Genomic DNA, 15,265 nt, shown 5'->3' on the forward strand with positions numbered 1-15,265 from the left:
TCGCACCTATGAAATCTGCTTCTCAATCGCTCACCGGTGAATCAGCGGTGCTGACCGAACTGCAACTCGGCCACAAATCGCTGCGATGGGTCGATCGCTACAGCCGATTGCTGGACACGCGATTCCGGATCCCTGGGACAAAGGTGCGTTTCGGATTGGACTTCATCCTTGGACTCGTTCCTGGAGCCGGCGATGCGATCAGCATGGGCCTTTCCGGAATCCTGATCGCAACCATGGCGAGAAATGGAGCCAGTCCGCGACTCGTACTGAGAATGCTGGGCAATGTGGGCCTGGACGCATTAGTCGGCACCATTCCCGTCTTGGGCAATATCTTTGACTTGTTCTACAAAGCCAACCATCGCAATCTGCTTTTGTTGCGAGAGTACTACGTCGAAGACAAACACCGCGGCAGCGTTTGGCCGATCCTGATGGCGATCGTGATTTCGCTCATCATCCTGCTGGGATTGATGGTGATGATCTTCGTGTGGTGCATCAACGCCATTGCGAATCTGTTCTAAGAAATCGCCACTGCATCTCGTGTGACAAACCAAGTCGGCGATTCAATCAATCGCGATGGGAACAATCCCGCGGGCAAGTCGCTAGCGGAACTACGAACACTGGCGAGTGCCTGACGCTTGTTCGATCCACCGATCAAGAACCAACGCTGCCGAGCGGAGTTGATCGCGGGCGAGGTCAACGTGTAGCGGTAGGTTTCCATCTTCGGCACCCAGTTTTCCACGAACCAGCGATCGTTCTGTTCAATCGCCTTGGTTTCAGGAAACAATGATGCCGTATGCGCGTCGTCGCCCATTCCCAAAAGAGCCAGATCCCAGGTCGGGACGTCGGATCCCGCGAAGGTTTCTCGCAGAGTCTTCTCGTAAGCTTCCGCCGTGGCCGCTGGGTTGTCAGGGTCCACAGGCACCGGGAAAGCACGCAACGAATCGGCTGGCAAATGAGACAGCAATGCTTCGCGAACCATGCGGTAGTTGCTGTCCAGATTGTCTTCGGTGACGTTGCGTTCGTCGCCCCAGTAGAACTCGATGTTTTGCCACGGCAACGCTTTCGTCGCCAACAGTTCATACAGACGTTTGGGGGTGGATCCGCCGGACAAGGTCACTCGGAAAACGCCTCGCTCATCAATGGCTTCTTTCGCAGCTTTGCAAAAAGCGTCCGCGGCGGCGTTGGAAAGCTCATCCAAAGATTCAAAAATTTGCACGTTGCATTCTCAATGTTGGGGAAATCAATACAGATCTAATTCGGCGACGACGCCGACGCGAATCACTCAAATGATTCGGCGTCGCTGGGAAAACTTGCTGCCTTCACTTCGTCGCAATACAACTTGGCCGCTTCTCGAATGCTGTTGCCGACATCGGCAAACAACCGAGTGAACTTGGGCGTGTAGCCTGACGTCAGCCCAAGGATATCGTGGGTCACCAACACTTGGCCAGAAACATCTCGCCCCGCGCCAATGCCAATCGTCGGAACGCTGACCGCATCAGTGATCGCGGCGGCGGCTTCGCTGGGAACGCATTCAATCAACACGGTGAACGCACCCGCGGCCTCGGCGGCTCTTGCATCCGCGACCAATCGCTCAATGTCGCGTTGCAATCGGTAGCCACCTTCCACGTGAATGTTCTGTGGACGAAGCCCGATGTGGGCCATCACCGGGATCCCGGCCCCCACCATCGCCTGAATGCGTTCGGCTTGCTCGGCACCACCTTCCAACTTGACCGCATGGCACTGCGTTTCTTTTAGAACACGAGCCCCGCAACGGACGCTGTGCAGCAAATCGAGTTGGCCATCCGGGAAAGGCAAATCAACCACCACCATCGCGTGCTCCGCCGCCCGACCGACCATTTCCGCGTGGTAGATCATTTGATCCATCGTCACCGGCAGGGTCGTGGAATGGCCTTGGACAACCATCCCGACCGTGTCGCCGACCAACAAAACGTCGACGCCAGCTTCATCCAAAATTTTCGCGGTTGGAAAATCATACGCGGTCAGCATCGTGATTCGGTCGCCACGATCACGCATTCGCTGCAGCGTTCGGGTGGTGATTCGCGATTTCTTCTTTTCCGGTTCCGTCATTCTGTTCGCTTTTCGATGGGGTCGCTCATTCGGCGGGAACGCGATGCAGCATCATCAGCCGAATCTCCACGCCTCGAGGCTCACCATCCTCGCCCATGATTCTTGGGCAGGTCAATGAGAGGCGTCCGCTGCCCTCCGACAAATCGATCCGGCCGAGCGACAACTTCTCCCAGTGCTTCTCATCGCTCTCCGCCCGCGCCGATCGGTCTTTGTCCAAGTGAATCGGTCCCGAAGGATTCGCCACGGTCACCTCTGAGCCGATTGTCGCCGTCGAATCACCTTGCCTCCATTCCAAATTCAGCTTTGTCCCCACCGCCGACTCGGGACAAGCGTAGTACAGCTCAACCTCGAATTGCCCCTTCGCCAGCACGTCAACATCCCACGTGATTGCATCGTCGGTGGAATGCCAATTGGTCATGTAGCTGCTGTTGGGAAACCGATTGCTGCGGCGAATCTCGCCAGTCGCCTGGGCATCGCGAGCCGGCAGCTGCGTCCAAGCGTGCTCGGGGTGCCCGACAGGAAACACCTGTTCCTCGGAATGATTCCGCCCACGAGGCTTTGTTTCCACCGCCCATTCTTCAAGAGCCCGTTTGAAACGAGCCGCTGCAACGGGCTTGGTCTTGGCAATGGATCGGGTCTCCCCCGGATCGGCCTCCAAATCAAACAGGTCGCCGTTTTGGTGATAGCGATATTGGTTTGATCGAACGCTGAGTTTTCCTTTCCAAGCGGTGAAGATCAAACGGCGTGCGGGCTCGGTTTGTGGGTCGACCAAAGCATCCCGCAGCGAGATACCATCCAGCGGTCCAGCGATGCCTCCCACCTCCACGTCGCAAAGATCCGCCAGAGTCGGCAGCAAATCAATCGCTCCCGCGATTCCACCAACGGTTTGCCCCGCCTTGAGTTTGGCGGGGTATCGAATCAGACACGGGGAGCGCAACCCGCCTTCATGAACAGCGCCTTTGCGACCTCTTAACCCGCCGTTGAACCGAGACCCGTTGGGCCCGTTGTCACAAAAGAACACGACGATCGTGTTTTGAGATAGCGATAATCGCTCCAAGGCGTCAAGCAAGCGTCCAATGTTGTCGTCAATATTCTCGCAAAGAGCGAGCGCTGCCCGCGTGTGCTGCACATCTTCCTTCTTTGCATTCTCTGGCCTCGGGTCGGGCACAATCTCCTTGCCTTCGAATTCTTTCCAATCTTCATTGGGAACCTGCATCGGTGAATGGGGTGTATTCAGCGGCAGATAAACCAGAAACGGGTTCTCACGAGGTTGTTCCATGAACTCGATCGCGTGCTGCGTGAGGTCATCCACGATGAAGCCATCTCCCTCCACAATTTCTCCGTTGTGTTCCAACATCGGCGAAAAATAGTTGCCCCAGTGCCCGCTACAGAAACCGTAGAACTCCTCAAATCCGCGAGCGTTGGGATGATACGGAGCCTGCATTCCTGAGTGCCATTTCCCAAACGCCGCCGTGGCATAGCCGGCGTCCTGGAACGCATCGCCAATGGTCCGCTCAGCGACGTCAAACCGCTCGCCTCCCGCCGAGGTGCTGAACACGCCCGTCCGAGTGTGATAGCGGCCCGTCAGAAACTCCGCTCGAGTCGGCGAGCAAACCGCACACACGTAGAAGTTTTTGATCTGCACGCCATCCCTAGCCAGCGAATCGATGTGCGGTGTTTGCAGGTTCGGATTGCCATGCAAACTGAGATCTCCCCAACCCTGGTCGTCGGTCAAAACAACCAGCACATTCGGTCGCGAATCAGCCTGAGCCTGTGCACAGGTCGCAACGCAAACGAAAACCGAAACCAACAACGACCAAACAAGATTTTTGCGAACGAGGGGAATGACGCGCACTATCGACCTTTGCACCAGTGACATGGAACCGAACTCCGCAAAAGCAGAAGAACTGACACAGTCCTCCCAGACGGAACGCCAACAGGATAGCTGACCGGATTCACCGTGGGGGAATCTGCACTTGGACCACTCGATATGTGCGATCCGGTGGCGGTCCTAGGCACCTCGACTATTCTGTGGGTCGACGCATCCAATCATGGCCTTTTCCTTTTCTCAAAGATCGATCCATGCGAGTTCGAAAAGCGGTCATCACCGCCGCGGCCCCCAACCAAAACACTCTCCCGCTGCAACGTTTGGTGGATGGTTCGGGCGAGGAAAAAACAGCTCTACAGCTGATCGTCGAGGAAACGCTTTCGGCGGGCGTGGAAGAGATCTGCGTCGTGATCCAGCCTGGCGACGAGGACAACTACCGCAAAGCCGCTGGTGGCTCACTCGGCAACCTCCAATTCGTTCACCAGGAACGACCGCTGGGCTACGCCGACGCGATCCTGCGAGCCGAATCGTTTTGCGGCGACGACGCTTTCTTGCATTTGGTAGGCGACCACCTGTATTTGTCGGCAACAACCAAAAGCTGCGCGTCTCAATTGATCGAAATGGCCGAGCAACACGCCTGCCCGGTCTCTGCTGTCCAGTCCACTCGCGAACATCGCCTGCCGTACTTTGGCATCGTCGCGGGAGCCAGCGTGCCGCGATTCGATGGTTTGTATGACGTTCGCACAGTCGTCGAGAAACCAACCCCAACGCTCGCCGAACAATCGCTGATCACGCCGGGACTGCGAAGCGGATACTACCTCGGCTACTTCGGAATGCACGTCCTAACGCCCGCCGTCATGGAATGCTTGCACGAGGTCGTGGACGACAAGAGCATGGAACGCCCTTCCCTTTCCGATGCGATGGCCAAACTGCCTCACCGCGGAAAGTACCTCGCGTATCAACTGCATGGGCGTCGCTACAACATTGGTGAACAGTACGGCGTTTTGATCGCTCAGTTGGCAATCGGACTGTCGGGACGCGATCGAGACCTGTTGCTGACCGAGCTTGTCGAACTCCTTGCCACACGAGCGGAACAGCCAGTCACGGCGGGGATTGAACCATCGGCGGAATCATCCTCGACGGAAGGATCCAACTGATGCCGGAACTACGCTCCATGAACTCGTTGATTGAAACGATCACCACCGATCAAGCCGACTTGCGAGACCGGTCGCTCGAATCGTTGGTGGAAAACGCCTCGCTGGCTGAGTTGCTCGACCACATCGAGGAACTGGATCGCTTTCGTCGCCAAGAAAAGAACCTTTATCAGCGTGTGCGAGCGTTGTTCTTTCTGTCAGCGATCTATCGCTACCACCTTCCTCCACGACTGGATCAATCCAAGTCAGGCAGCATTCCGTTCGAGGGCTACGAACATCTTCTCGGAAGACGTTTTCAAGAAGCGATTGATGACTTCCTCGAAGTCCAATCTGCCAATGGCCCCAGTGATTCGCTCTCCAGCGCTCTCGCGTCCGCTTACCACGAACTGGGTTTTCAAACGCTGGCCGATCAAGTCCGCCATAGCGTTCGCACCGTTCGCGGTAACCAGTGGATGTTCCGTTTGGGGCATGTCGCCGAACATCCACTCCGAATTCGCAAAGAGCTCCTGCCCACTGAAAACACCCCGCATGTCTCGCCAGTGTTGAAAGAAACCACGGCCGTGCGAATGGATGTCTCGCATTCGGCTTGGAGCGATATTTTCTTTTTGGGAATGGATTACCCCGAAGGCGCACGAGTCATCAACGTTTCCGTCGACCTGGGTGTTCGCGGACGCGACAATGAGGTTCGGCCGCCAATCGAAACCTATTTGCGAGTGATTGATCAACCGGTGTTTCGCTTGGTCAGCGTCGACCTCAACGCCAGCGTCGAAGTCACGACGGTCGCTGAGATGTTCGATTTCGCCAGAGACTACCTGGGACTACTCAAAGCCGCCGTGATCGCGGCCGGCGTCGTTCCTCCGGGCTTGGAAGGCTGCGGGTCCGACATGGCCTCGCTGCTCGAACGCGTCGTCGGTCGTGGCAAAGGCTTGGAACTGGTCTCCAAGATCAACGACATTCCCAAAGGTTCACGACTCGCCGTTTCGACCAACTTGCTCGGTTCGCTGATCAGCAATTTGATGCGAGCAACCGGCCAGATTCAATCACTTCAAGGTGAGCTCACCGAACCCGATCGACGCCTGATCGCCGCTCGTGCGATCCTCGGTGAATGGATCGGCGGTAGCGGAGGCGGATGGCAAGATTCCGGCGGAGTATGGCCCGGCATCAAACTCATCTGCGGCCAGACTTCCGGCGAGGAAGATCCCGAGTTCGGCATCAGCCGTGGGCGTCTGATGCCCGACCATGAAGTCCTCGGTGAAGATCGAATCAGCACCGACGCCCGACAAAAACTGCAAGATTCGTTGGTCGTCGTGCACGGCGGGATGGCCCAAAACGTCGGTCCAATTTTAGAGATGGTCACCGAGCACTACCTCGTTCGTGGACGAGAACAATGGATCGGTCGCCAAGAGGCGATGACGATTTACGACGAAGTGGTCGACGCACTGCAACAGGGTGACATCCGTCGCCTCGGTTCGCTGACGACCAAGAACTTCGAAGGTCCGCTGCAGACCATCATTCCCTGGGCGACCAATCGGTTCACCGATGTGATGATCCAGCGTTGCCGTGAGCAGTACGGGGATCTGTTTTGGGGATTCTGGATGCTGGGTGGCATGTCCGGCGGCGGCATGGGTTTCATCTTTGACCCCACCATCAAACAAACTGCACAGGATTGGCTCAGTCAAGAAATGGTGTCGGTCAAACGGGAATTGGAAACCGCCCTGCCGTTCGCGATGGATCCGGTTGTCTACGATTTCCAAATCAACGACCACGGAACTTTCGCGGAGTTGCTGCCTGCCCAGTCCGCTGTTTTGCCACAGAAGTATTACGCTTTGATGATGCCCAAGTGGCTTCGCAAACCGCTGCGTGAATTGTCACCTCAAACCCGCGAAGAACTGGCCGGCATTTCGCGACGCTGCAGCGACCCGAACGACCGCGACGCCGACGCGGCATTGCTGCTTCGAAGCGTTCTGCCATCGGACAACCAAGCCGCTGGTAAGAAGAAGGACAATCCGAAAACAGACCATGATTCGCTTGCCGCGATTCTAAAACGAAGTGGGTTTGACCGGGCCCAACATGAACAGATCCGCGCTGACATGCGAGCAGGAAAGTTTGGTTTGGCTGCCAACCGACTTTCTCGTGACCTCAAAATCACCGACGTCGCTGAAACCCATGTCACCGACGCTCGTGATGGTTTGGACGACCGCTTGGCGGACATCGGTTCCAAGGCCATTGCCGACGGACAAATCGGAGTCATCACGTTGGCGGCGGGTGTCGGAAGCCGCTGGACACAAGGCGCCGGCGTTTGCAAAGCCCTGCATCCGTTTCACCGGTTTGCCGGCAAGCATCGAAGCTTTCTCGAAATACACCTCGCGAAAAACCGGGCTGCCACGTCGCAACACGGCGGCGTGATCCCACACGTCATCACGACCAGCTGGATGACCGACGAAGCAATCCGCACCGTTTTGGATCGCACACGAAACTACGGCCACCATGGGCCGGTGCATGTCTCCAGCGGACGAAGTGTTGGATTGCGAATGGTTCCGATGGTTCGAGACCTGCATTTCCTTTGGGAAGAAACCGCTCAACAGGTCCTGGACCAACAACAACAAAAGATGCGTGAAAGTGCCCGATCAGCGATCGCCAATTGGGCCGAGCAAACCGGGGAAGGTTCAGACTACACCGACAACGTCGCTGCACAGTGCGTGCACCCAGTTGGACACTGGTACGAAGTCCCGAACCTGTTCCGAAATGGAACCCTGTCTCAGCTTCTTCGCGACCAACCATCACTTCGCTACCTGATGTTGCATAACATCGACACTCTGGGGGCCAACGTGGACCCGGCGTTGTTTGGTTTGCACATCGAATCCGGAGCCACGCTCAGCTACGAAGTCATCCCGCGCCGCCTGGAAGATCGGGGTGGCGGTCTGGCCCTGGTTGCTGGTCGCCCGAGACTGGTCGAAGGTCTCGCGATGCCCGACGAACGAATCGAGTTTGGGCTTAAGTATTACAACTCGATGACGACGTGGATCGACATTGATGCCTTGCTGGAATCGTTTGGCTTGGATCGCGACTCACTCAAAGATGCGTCTGCCGTTGACACCGCGGTTCGCGAAATGGCCGCTCGCTTGCCGACTTACATCACGCTCAAAGAAGTCAAGAAACGTTGGGGTCACGCTCAAGAAGACGTGTTCCCAGTCGCCCAATTCGAAAAACTATGGGGCGACATGACGACGCTTTCGGACATCGACAGTCGGTTCATTGTGACCCCCATGCGTCGCGGTCAGCAACTCAAAGAACCCAGCCAACTCGATGGCTGGAACCGAGACGGAGGCTCCGCCTACGTCGATGCCCTCTGCAAATGGAACGAGTCCTGAGTCTCTGAGTCTCTGTGGCCCTTTCCACTCCCGAATCACCAATCCTCGGTAGGCTCACTCAACAGTGCGTCGCCGAGTAAGAACCATCCGATGACGCCGAGCAAAATCACTGCAAAAGCGACCGCGATAGAGACTCGCATGAACGTCGGTCGATTCTTCAGCCAAACGTCAGGGATCGAGATGCAAGTCGGCAACAGAAGGATCAACCCGTACAACCAAGCGGGATGCTCCTCATAGGTATAAAACCGACCGGTTGCCGTGGTGCTCGCCGCTAACAAGAGCACGGCTGGAAACAGCCTGCCGATGTTTGACTTGGACATCAACGAAGCTGCGATGGCAAAAACGAACGTCGCCACCAAAGCACTCACCATCCACTCCGCCAAACCACCGTAAGCACTGGCGGCCAACAGCGTGGGCGCGACCAAACCAGCTAAAGCAACCCACAGCACCCAGGACGCTGCACCGTTTCGTCGCATTCGGTCCAACGACCAAATATTGATCAAGGTGGCCCCGGCAACGGACGCCATCCAAGGACGATGAAGCGGCAACATATCCGTCCAACCATCGCCGGTGGGCATGGTCCACATCGCCGTGGCGATCGATCCCAATCCCGCGACCAACCACCAAAACCCAAAGTGATTCTTGGCGTCGATGGATGGATCTTTTGCAGGTGCCCAAGAACACCCCACAAGCAGCAGCGATGAAACAAAGATCGGTGCCAAGACGATTTGCCAAGACTCGAGGGCCGACCAATCCAGTTCTTGCCTCGCTAGCATGCAGGCAGCCACTGCCGAGGACCAACCCAGCACCGCAAGCATCGCTGGCACGCGTTCCTGACCAACTGTCAGCTTGGATCGCTGAAACGCCCAAGCACCAATGACAAACGCCAGCGACAGGATCGCTGGCGTCATCACAGACCAAAGTAGAATTTGTGTTTCCACGGTCTTATCGCTTGAAGACCAATAGAGTTTGGATGGCAACCTTGTCGTTGATCTTGCCCTTGCCGTAGGTCATGCCCCACTTGGTTCGATCGATGTCAAAGTTGGCAGCCAAGACCAGCATCTCTTCCGTCAACTTGGGCATCGACGGGATCGTGACCTCGACCGTTTTCCCAAGCATTGTCAGATTCCCGACAATGTTCACCGTGTCTTTCTTTGGGTCATGTGCGATCTTGGTCGACTCGAACGTGATCTTGGGGTGCTTGCGAACGTCAAAGAAGTCAGGGTTCTTCAAGTGGTTGGTCAACTTGTCATCGTCGGACCAAAGACTTGTCGCATCAATCTCAATCTTGAGCGAGCCCTTGCTGGGGTCCTCGACATTCAACTTGACGTCCGCGGTGAACTTCTTGAAGCCACCATCATGCTTGCCATCCGGCTTCGCACCGACGAAAGAGATCTTCGACTTTTCCGTATCCAAAGTTGGTTGTTCCTCAGCGGAACCAACCACGGAAGAAACGCAAACCAGCGTCAACATCAAGGCAACACGTTGCAACATCTTGAACAAACCCTCGGAGGATGGGGACAAAGTGATCTCATGGAATCGAGACTCCAACGTCAATGTCCGGATCGCTTCGTCATCCGCCTATCGAAGGCGAAAACTCTGGCCGGACATTCTCGTTGCTCGTCGATCCCACAATTGTGGCACGCGTCCGACCGCCAAACAACAAACTGACCACCCCGCGAGAGGCAAATCAGCTTGTTTTTCGGGCAATGCACGGGAGATCACCTCCGGCGCAACCGTCCCATTTACTCGGGCCAAATCGGCTTAACCAGAGAACACAAATCCTTCGCCATTGTGATCGATCTTGATCACCGTGCCTTCGGGATAGCTGTTCTTCAAAATTGCGGATGCAAGCGGGTTTTGAACCTCGCGCTGAATCACACGTTTGAGTGGCCGTGCTCCATACGCTGGGTCGTAGCCCACTTCTGCGATTTCGTCGATCGCGGCATCCGAGATCTCGACGGACAAACCGTTGGCTGCCAATCGCGAACGAAGCTCCTCCAGTTGCAATTCAACGATCCGGCGGATCTGAGACTGTTGCAAAGGATGGAAGATCACCGTGTCGTCGATCCGGTTGAGAAACTCGGGCAAGAACCTCGCCTTCAATGCTTCCTCGACCGCCTGACGCATTTCGTCTTCCTCTCCACCTTCCTCGGTAACGCGTTGAATCACTTGGCTGCCAACGTTGCTGGTCATCACGACCACCGTATTGGTGAAGTTCACCGTTCGTCCTTGACCATCCGTTAGTCGCCCATCATCGAGGACTTGCAACAAGATATTGAAGACATCCGGGTGAGCCTTCTCCATCTCATCGAGCAAGATCACCGCATAAGGACGTCGCCGAACAGCCTCGGTCAACTTGCCGCCCTCTTCGTAGCCAACATAGCCGGGAGGGGCACCAATCAATCGAGACACACTGTGCCGTTCCATGAACTCACTCATATCAATGCGAACCATCGCGGACTCGTCATCAAACATGACTTCCGCGAGTGCCTTGCAAAGCTCGGTTTTGCCGACACCCGTGGGGCCCAAAAACAAGAACGAACCAATCGGTCGGTTGGGATCTTGCAAACCACTGCGACTGCGACGGACCGCGTCCGCAACTGCGGTGACAGCTTCGTCTTGACCAACGACGCGCTGATGCAAACGCTCTTCCATCACCAACAACTTGGCACGTTCGGTTTCCATCATTCGAGTCACAGGAACGCCCGTCCAAGTGCTAACAACCTCGGCGATCTCTTCCTCGGTGACTTCCTTGCGAAGCAACCGACGTTTCTCATCCCCTGGATCTTCTTTGGACTGGTCCGCTGACTCATCACGCTGCTCGGCCTCATCAATTCGAGCCTGCAGTTCACGAAGCCTTGATTGCACCTGCAGCATCTCACTGTAGGCATCCTCGGGGCTTTCGCCACGGAGTTGCTTCTCCTTGGCGTCCGCGTCCAGTTGAGCGAAACGATGATGCAACTGATCCACCTCTTGGCGAACCGATTGAACGTCGTCCAAGCCCATCTTTTCGGCTTCCCATTGCTCCTTCAAACTCGCCAATTCAGCCTTCGCGGATTCCATTTCTTCTTCCACGTCGACACGTTTGGCGACAGCAGAAGCCTCCTGTTCGTCCACCAACTGACGATGCACCAATTCCAATTGACGCAGTCGTCGTTGCAAACGGTCGATCGGCTCAGGCACGCTCTCCTTTTCCATCGCCAAACGACTGGCGGCTTCATCGATCAAGTCGATCGCCTTGTCCGGCAGAAACCGATCCGCGATGTAGCGATCTGAAAGGTTGGCAGCGGCAACCAAAGCACTGTCCGTGATCCGAACACCATGGTGCGATTCATAACGAGGTTTCAAGCCTCGCAAGATCGCGATGGTGTCTTCCGCATTGGGTTCACCCACGAACACGGGCTGGAACCGGCGTTCGAGTGCAGCGTCCTTTTCGATGTGCTGGCGATACTCGTCCAACGTCGTGGCACCGATGCAACGCAAAGCACCGCGAGCCAACTCGGGCTTGAGCAAGTTCGCCGCGTCCGCCGAACCCTCGGCATTGCCCGCGCCGACAACCAGGTGCAATTCATCGATGAACAAAATCACTTTGCCGTCAGAATCCTTGACCTCGCGTAGCACCGATTTCAAACGCTCTTCGAAGTCACCACGGAACTTGGCTCCCGCGACGAGGGCACCCATGTCGAGCGAGACGACCTTCTTGCCTTTGAGGCTTTGTGGGACGTCACCTTCAAAGATGCGAAGCGCCAACCCTTCCGCGATCGCCGTTTTACCGACGCCGGGTTGGCCAATCAGAACAGGGTTGTTCTTGGTTCGACGAGAGAGAACCTGGATCACGCGACGGATCTCGTTGTCACGCCCAATGACAGGATCCAACTTGCCGCTTTGAGCCAACTGGGTCAGGTCGATGCCAAACTTTTCAAGAGCTTGGTAGGTCGATTCCGCATTCGGATCGGTCACGCGAGCTGAACCGCGAATTTGACTCATTGCGGTGAGCAGATCGTTGTCCGACACGCCCAACAATGACAACAGATTCTTGGCCTTGTTGTCGGTGCGAGCCAAACCGACAAGCAAATGCTCGGTGCTGACGTATTCGTCCTTCAAAGATTCAGCCGATGTCGCCGACGCCTCGAGCGCTGCTTGCAGCTTGGCAGAGACACGAGCCTGGCCCATGCCGGAAGCGTTGGGTAGCTTTTCCAGTTCGCTCGCCAGCAACGACTTCAGTTTGGAAACATCGACGTTGATCTTTTCCAGCAAGGGCGTTGCGATTCCATCTCGCTGATTCACAGCGGCGGAGAGAACATGCAGCGGATCAATTTCGGCGTTGCCGGCGGATGTGGCTTGAGCCTGCGCTTCGGCCACGACGTTTTGAGCTTGGGTCGTTAGTTTGTCGATTCGAAAAGCCATGGGAGTCTCCGAGCAGAGAAGTGGGTGGGAAAAGGAGGTGGGTCGCGAAAGCAATTTGAAAGGTCAGCGATACAATTCCCGCGCCGAACGGTATCACCAGAGACAAAACAACAGGCATAAAAAAAGCGAGCGCCCGCCCGGCTGCGAAACAGCCGGGCGAGACTCGCCGCTATCAAAAACGTGCGAGCCGAAAGGATGGAACCATCCGACTCGCATCGGTTAGGTCACTCTTTGACTTCGAACTCCGCGTCAATCGCGTCGTCATCGTCATTTCCGCCAGCAGTCGCACCAGCGGCGCCTTCTGCGTCAGCTCCTGCTTCGCCAGCAGCATCGGTCTTTTCGTACAAGACTTTGCTGAACGCTTGCGAGGCGGCTTCCAATTCGTCCGAGGCGGCTTTGATCTCGGCCAAGTCGTCGCCTTCAGCGGCTTTTTTGACCTTTTCGATCGCAGCGTTCATCGGAGCTTTGTCATCATCGGACAGCTTGTCGTCGTTCTCGCTCATCAACTTCTCAAGCTGGTAAACCTGTTGGTTGACCTTGTTGCGAGCTTCGACCAACTCGAATTGTCGCTTGTCTTCTTCGGCGTTGGCTTCCGCGTCTTTCTGCATTTGCTCGATGTCACTGTCGGACAACGCGCCGCTGTCTTTGATCTCGACGTTGGCTTCTTTGCCTGTTTTCAGTTCCTTCGCCGAAACACTCAGAATGCCGTTTTGGTCGATGTCGAACTTGACTTCGATCTGAGGCACGCCACGCGGTGAGGCAGGAATGTCTTCCAGGTTAAATTCAGCAAGCAATCGGTTCGCGTTGGCCATCTTGCGTTCCCCTTGGAACACTCGAACGGTCACGGCGGTTTGGTTGTCCGCTGCGGTGCTGAAGACGTTCTTCTTCTCCGCAGGAATCGTCGTGTTACGTTCGACCAATGCGGTCATCACGCCACCTTCGGTTTCAATCCCGAGCGTCAATGGAGTCACGTCGAGCAGCAACACGTCGTTGCGGTCACCGGCCAAAACACTGCCTTGAATCGCGGCACCAACGGCAACGACTTCATCGGGGTTCACGCCTTGGTGAGGCTCCTTGCCAAAGATGCTTTTGACAACTTCGCGAACCTTCGGCACTCGCGTGCTACCACCGACCAAAACCACTTCGTCGATGTCTTTGGGGTCCATGCCAGCGTCTTTCAACGCTTGCAAAACAGGCCCACGGCAACGTTCGACCAACGCATCGATCAGTTCTTCGAACTTGGATCGAGTGATCTTCATCGTCAGGTGTTTCGGCCCCGAAGCGTCCATCGTGATGAAGGGCAAGTTGATATCGGTCTCAGGCAAAGTACTGAGTTCTTTCTTTGCCTTTTCGCAAGCTTCTTGCAAACGCTGAAGCGCCATCGCGTCGTTGCGAAGGTCGATCGCGTTTTCCTTTTGGAATTCGCTGGCAACGTAGTTGATCAACGCTTCGTCAAAGTCATCGCCACCGAGGTGCGTGTCACCCGAGGTGCTGACAACTTGGAACACGCGGCTCTCTTGCTCTTCGTCGCCACTGTCAGCCACTTCCAGAACCGAGACGTCGAACGTACCACCACCCAAGTCAAAGACGATAATGCTTTCATCTTTCTTCTTGTCCAAACCGTAAGCCAGTGCGGCAGCGGTTGGCTCGTTGATGATCCGAGCAACTTCCAAACCAGCGATTTGGCCGGCGTCTTTGGTCGCTTGTCGCTGCGCGTCATTGAAGTACGCAGGAACGGTGATGACCGCTTTGTTGACCTTGTGACCCAAGTACGACTCAGCCGATTCCTTCAACTTACGAAGGATCTTGGCGGAAATTTCTTGAGGGGTGTATTCGCTGTCGCCAACTTGAATTTTGACATAGTCGCCAGCTCCACCGGTGACGCCGTAAGGCACCATCTTTTCTTCCGATTGAACTTCGTTGTGACGACGTCCCATGAAACGCTTGGCCGAGTACACGGTGCGTTTCGGGTTGGTGACGGCTTGACGTCGAGCGGGTTCGCCGACGATGGTTTCTTGTTTGTCGGTGAAAGCGACCACGCTGGGAGTCAGCCGGTTGCCTTCAGGGTTTGGGATAACTTTTGGCTCGCTACCTTCCATGATCGCGACCACGCTGTTGGTGGTCCCGAGGTCGATACCGATGATTTTTTCGCCTTGTGCCATGATGCGTGAGCTCCTGTGTCCGAACGGGATGGTGAGTGTCAAATGATATGAGTTGGGATTTCGCCGGGCCGACCGCGGCCCCTGAGCGGTCCATTTCGTCAGCCTTTTGGTTGGATCACCAGATATGGCAAGATCTGTGCCAGAGCCCTGACAACAGCCCACTTGCCAAAACGACAAACACAAAAAAACACGTGATTCACCGACCAAAACCAGAGTCACACGTTTCAAAAAAATCATTCAAAACCGTTTTGG

The 15,265-nt window shown here is 55.9% G+C and carries 10 protein-coding genes; 3 read left to right on the forward strand and 7 right to left on the reverse strand.

Annotation, left to right across the window (positions count from 1 at the left end; all coding sequences use genetic code 11):
• The first annotated feature begins 8 nt into the window (after positions 1 to 8).
• Positions 9 to 518, forward strand: a complete 510-nt coding sequence (locus CEE69_RS02390; protein WP_008671069.1) for a DUF4112 domain-containing protein — start codon at positions 9 to 11, stop codon at positions 516 to 518.
• Here the strand turns inward: CEE69_RS02390 and pgl are convergent.
• The 3 genes from pgl to CEE69_RS02405 form a co-directional block, all read right to left on the reverse strand.
• Entirely contained in the window at positions 515 to 1,216 is a 702-nt protein-coding gene (gene pgl, locus CEE69_RS02395) for a 6-phosphogluconolactonase (RefSeq protein ID WP_099259046.1), read from the reverse strand. The two genes, CEE69_RS02390 and pgl, sit on opposite strands and share 4 nt — an antisense overlap.
• Before the next feature lie 62 nt (positions 1,217 to 1,278).
• Complete coding sequence (panB, locus tag CEE69_RS02400) at positions 1,279 to 2,088, reverse strand: 3-methyl-2-oxobutanoate hydroxymethyltransferase (RefSeq protein ID WP_099259047.1); 810 nt, start codon at positions 2,086 to 2,088, stop codon at positions 1,279 to 1,281.
• 25 nt (positions 2,089 to 2,113) lie between these two features.
• The gene (locus tag CEE69_RS02405; RefSeq protein ID WP_099259048.1) at positions 2,114 to 3,943 is read right to left on the reverse strand and encodes an arylsulfatase; all 1,830 of its coding nucleotides are present in this window, start codon (positions 3,941 to 3,943) and stop codon (positions 2,114 to 2,116) included.
• 227 nt (positions 3,944 to 4,170) lie between these two features.
• Here CEE69_RS02405 and CEE69_RS02410 point away from each other — a divergent pair, with 227 nt between their 5' ends.
• Together CEE69_RS02410 and CEE69_RS02415 are read left to right on the forward strand one after the other, a co-directional pair.
• The gene (locus CEE69_RS02410) at positions 4,171 to 5,073 is read left to right on the forward strand and encodes a sugar phosphate nucleotidyltransferase (protein ID WP_099259049.1); all 903 of its coding nucleotides are present in this window, start codon (positions 4,171 to 4,173) and stop codon (positions 5,071 to 5,073) included.
• Positions 5,073 to 8,441 (forward strand): UTP--glucose-1-phosphate uridylyltransferase, encoded by a 3,369-nt coding sequence (locus CEE69_RS02415; protein ID WP_099259050.1) that lies wholly within the window; start codon positions 5,073 to 5,075, stop codon positions 8,439 to 8,441. Before CEE69_RS02410 ends, CEE69_RS02415 begins: the two co-directional genes overlap by 1 nt.
• Before the next feature lie 35 nt (positions 8,442 to 8,476).
• On the opposite strand, the gene CEE69_RS02420 is transcribed toward CEE69_RS02415, so the two are convergent.
• The 4 genes from CEE69_RS02420 to dnaK all read right to left on the reverse strand — a co-directional run bounded on the left by CEE69_RS02420 (position 8,477) and on the right by dnaK (position 15,013).
• Positions 8,477 to 9,382, reverse strand: a complete 906-nt coding sequence (locus CEE69_RS02420) for a hypothetical protein (RefSeq protein WP_099259051.1) — start codon at positions 9,380 to 9,382, stop codon at positions 8,477 to 8,479.
• A gap of 4 nt (positions 9,383 to 9,386) precedes the next feature.
• Positions 9,387 to 9,965, reverse strand: coding sequence for a YceI family protein (locus CEE69_RS02425; protein ID WP_233214531.1), 579 nt, complete (start codon positions 9,963 to 9,965; stop codon positions 9,387 to 9,389).
• A gap of 240 nt (positions 9,966 to 10,205) precedes the next feature.
• Positions 10,206 to 12,851, reverse strand: coding sequence for an ATP-dependent chaperone ClpB (clpB, locus tag CEE69_RS02435; RefSeq protein ID WP_099259053.1), 2,646 nt, complete (start codon positions 12,849 to 12,851; stop codon positions 10,206 to 10,208).
• A 224-nt stretch (positions 12,852 to 13,075) separates the two neighbouring features.
• The gene (gene dnaK / locus CEE69_RS02440) at positions 13,076 to 15,013 is read right to left on the reverse strand and encodes a molecular chaperone DnaK (protein WP_099259055.1); all 1,938 of its coding nucleotides are present in this window, start codon (positions 15,011 to 15,013) and stop codon (positions 13,076 to 13,078) included.
• Positions 15,014 to 15,265: the final 252 nt, after the last annotated feature.

This window comes from Rhodopirellula bahusiensis (assembly GCF_002727185.1).
Lineage (GTDB): Bacteria > Planctomycetota > Planctomycetia > Pirellulales > Pirellulaceae > Rhodopirellula > Rhodopirellula bahusiensis.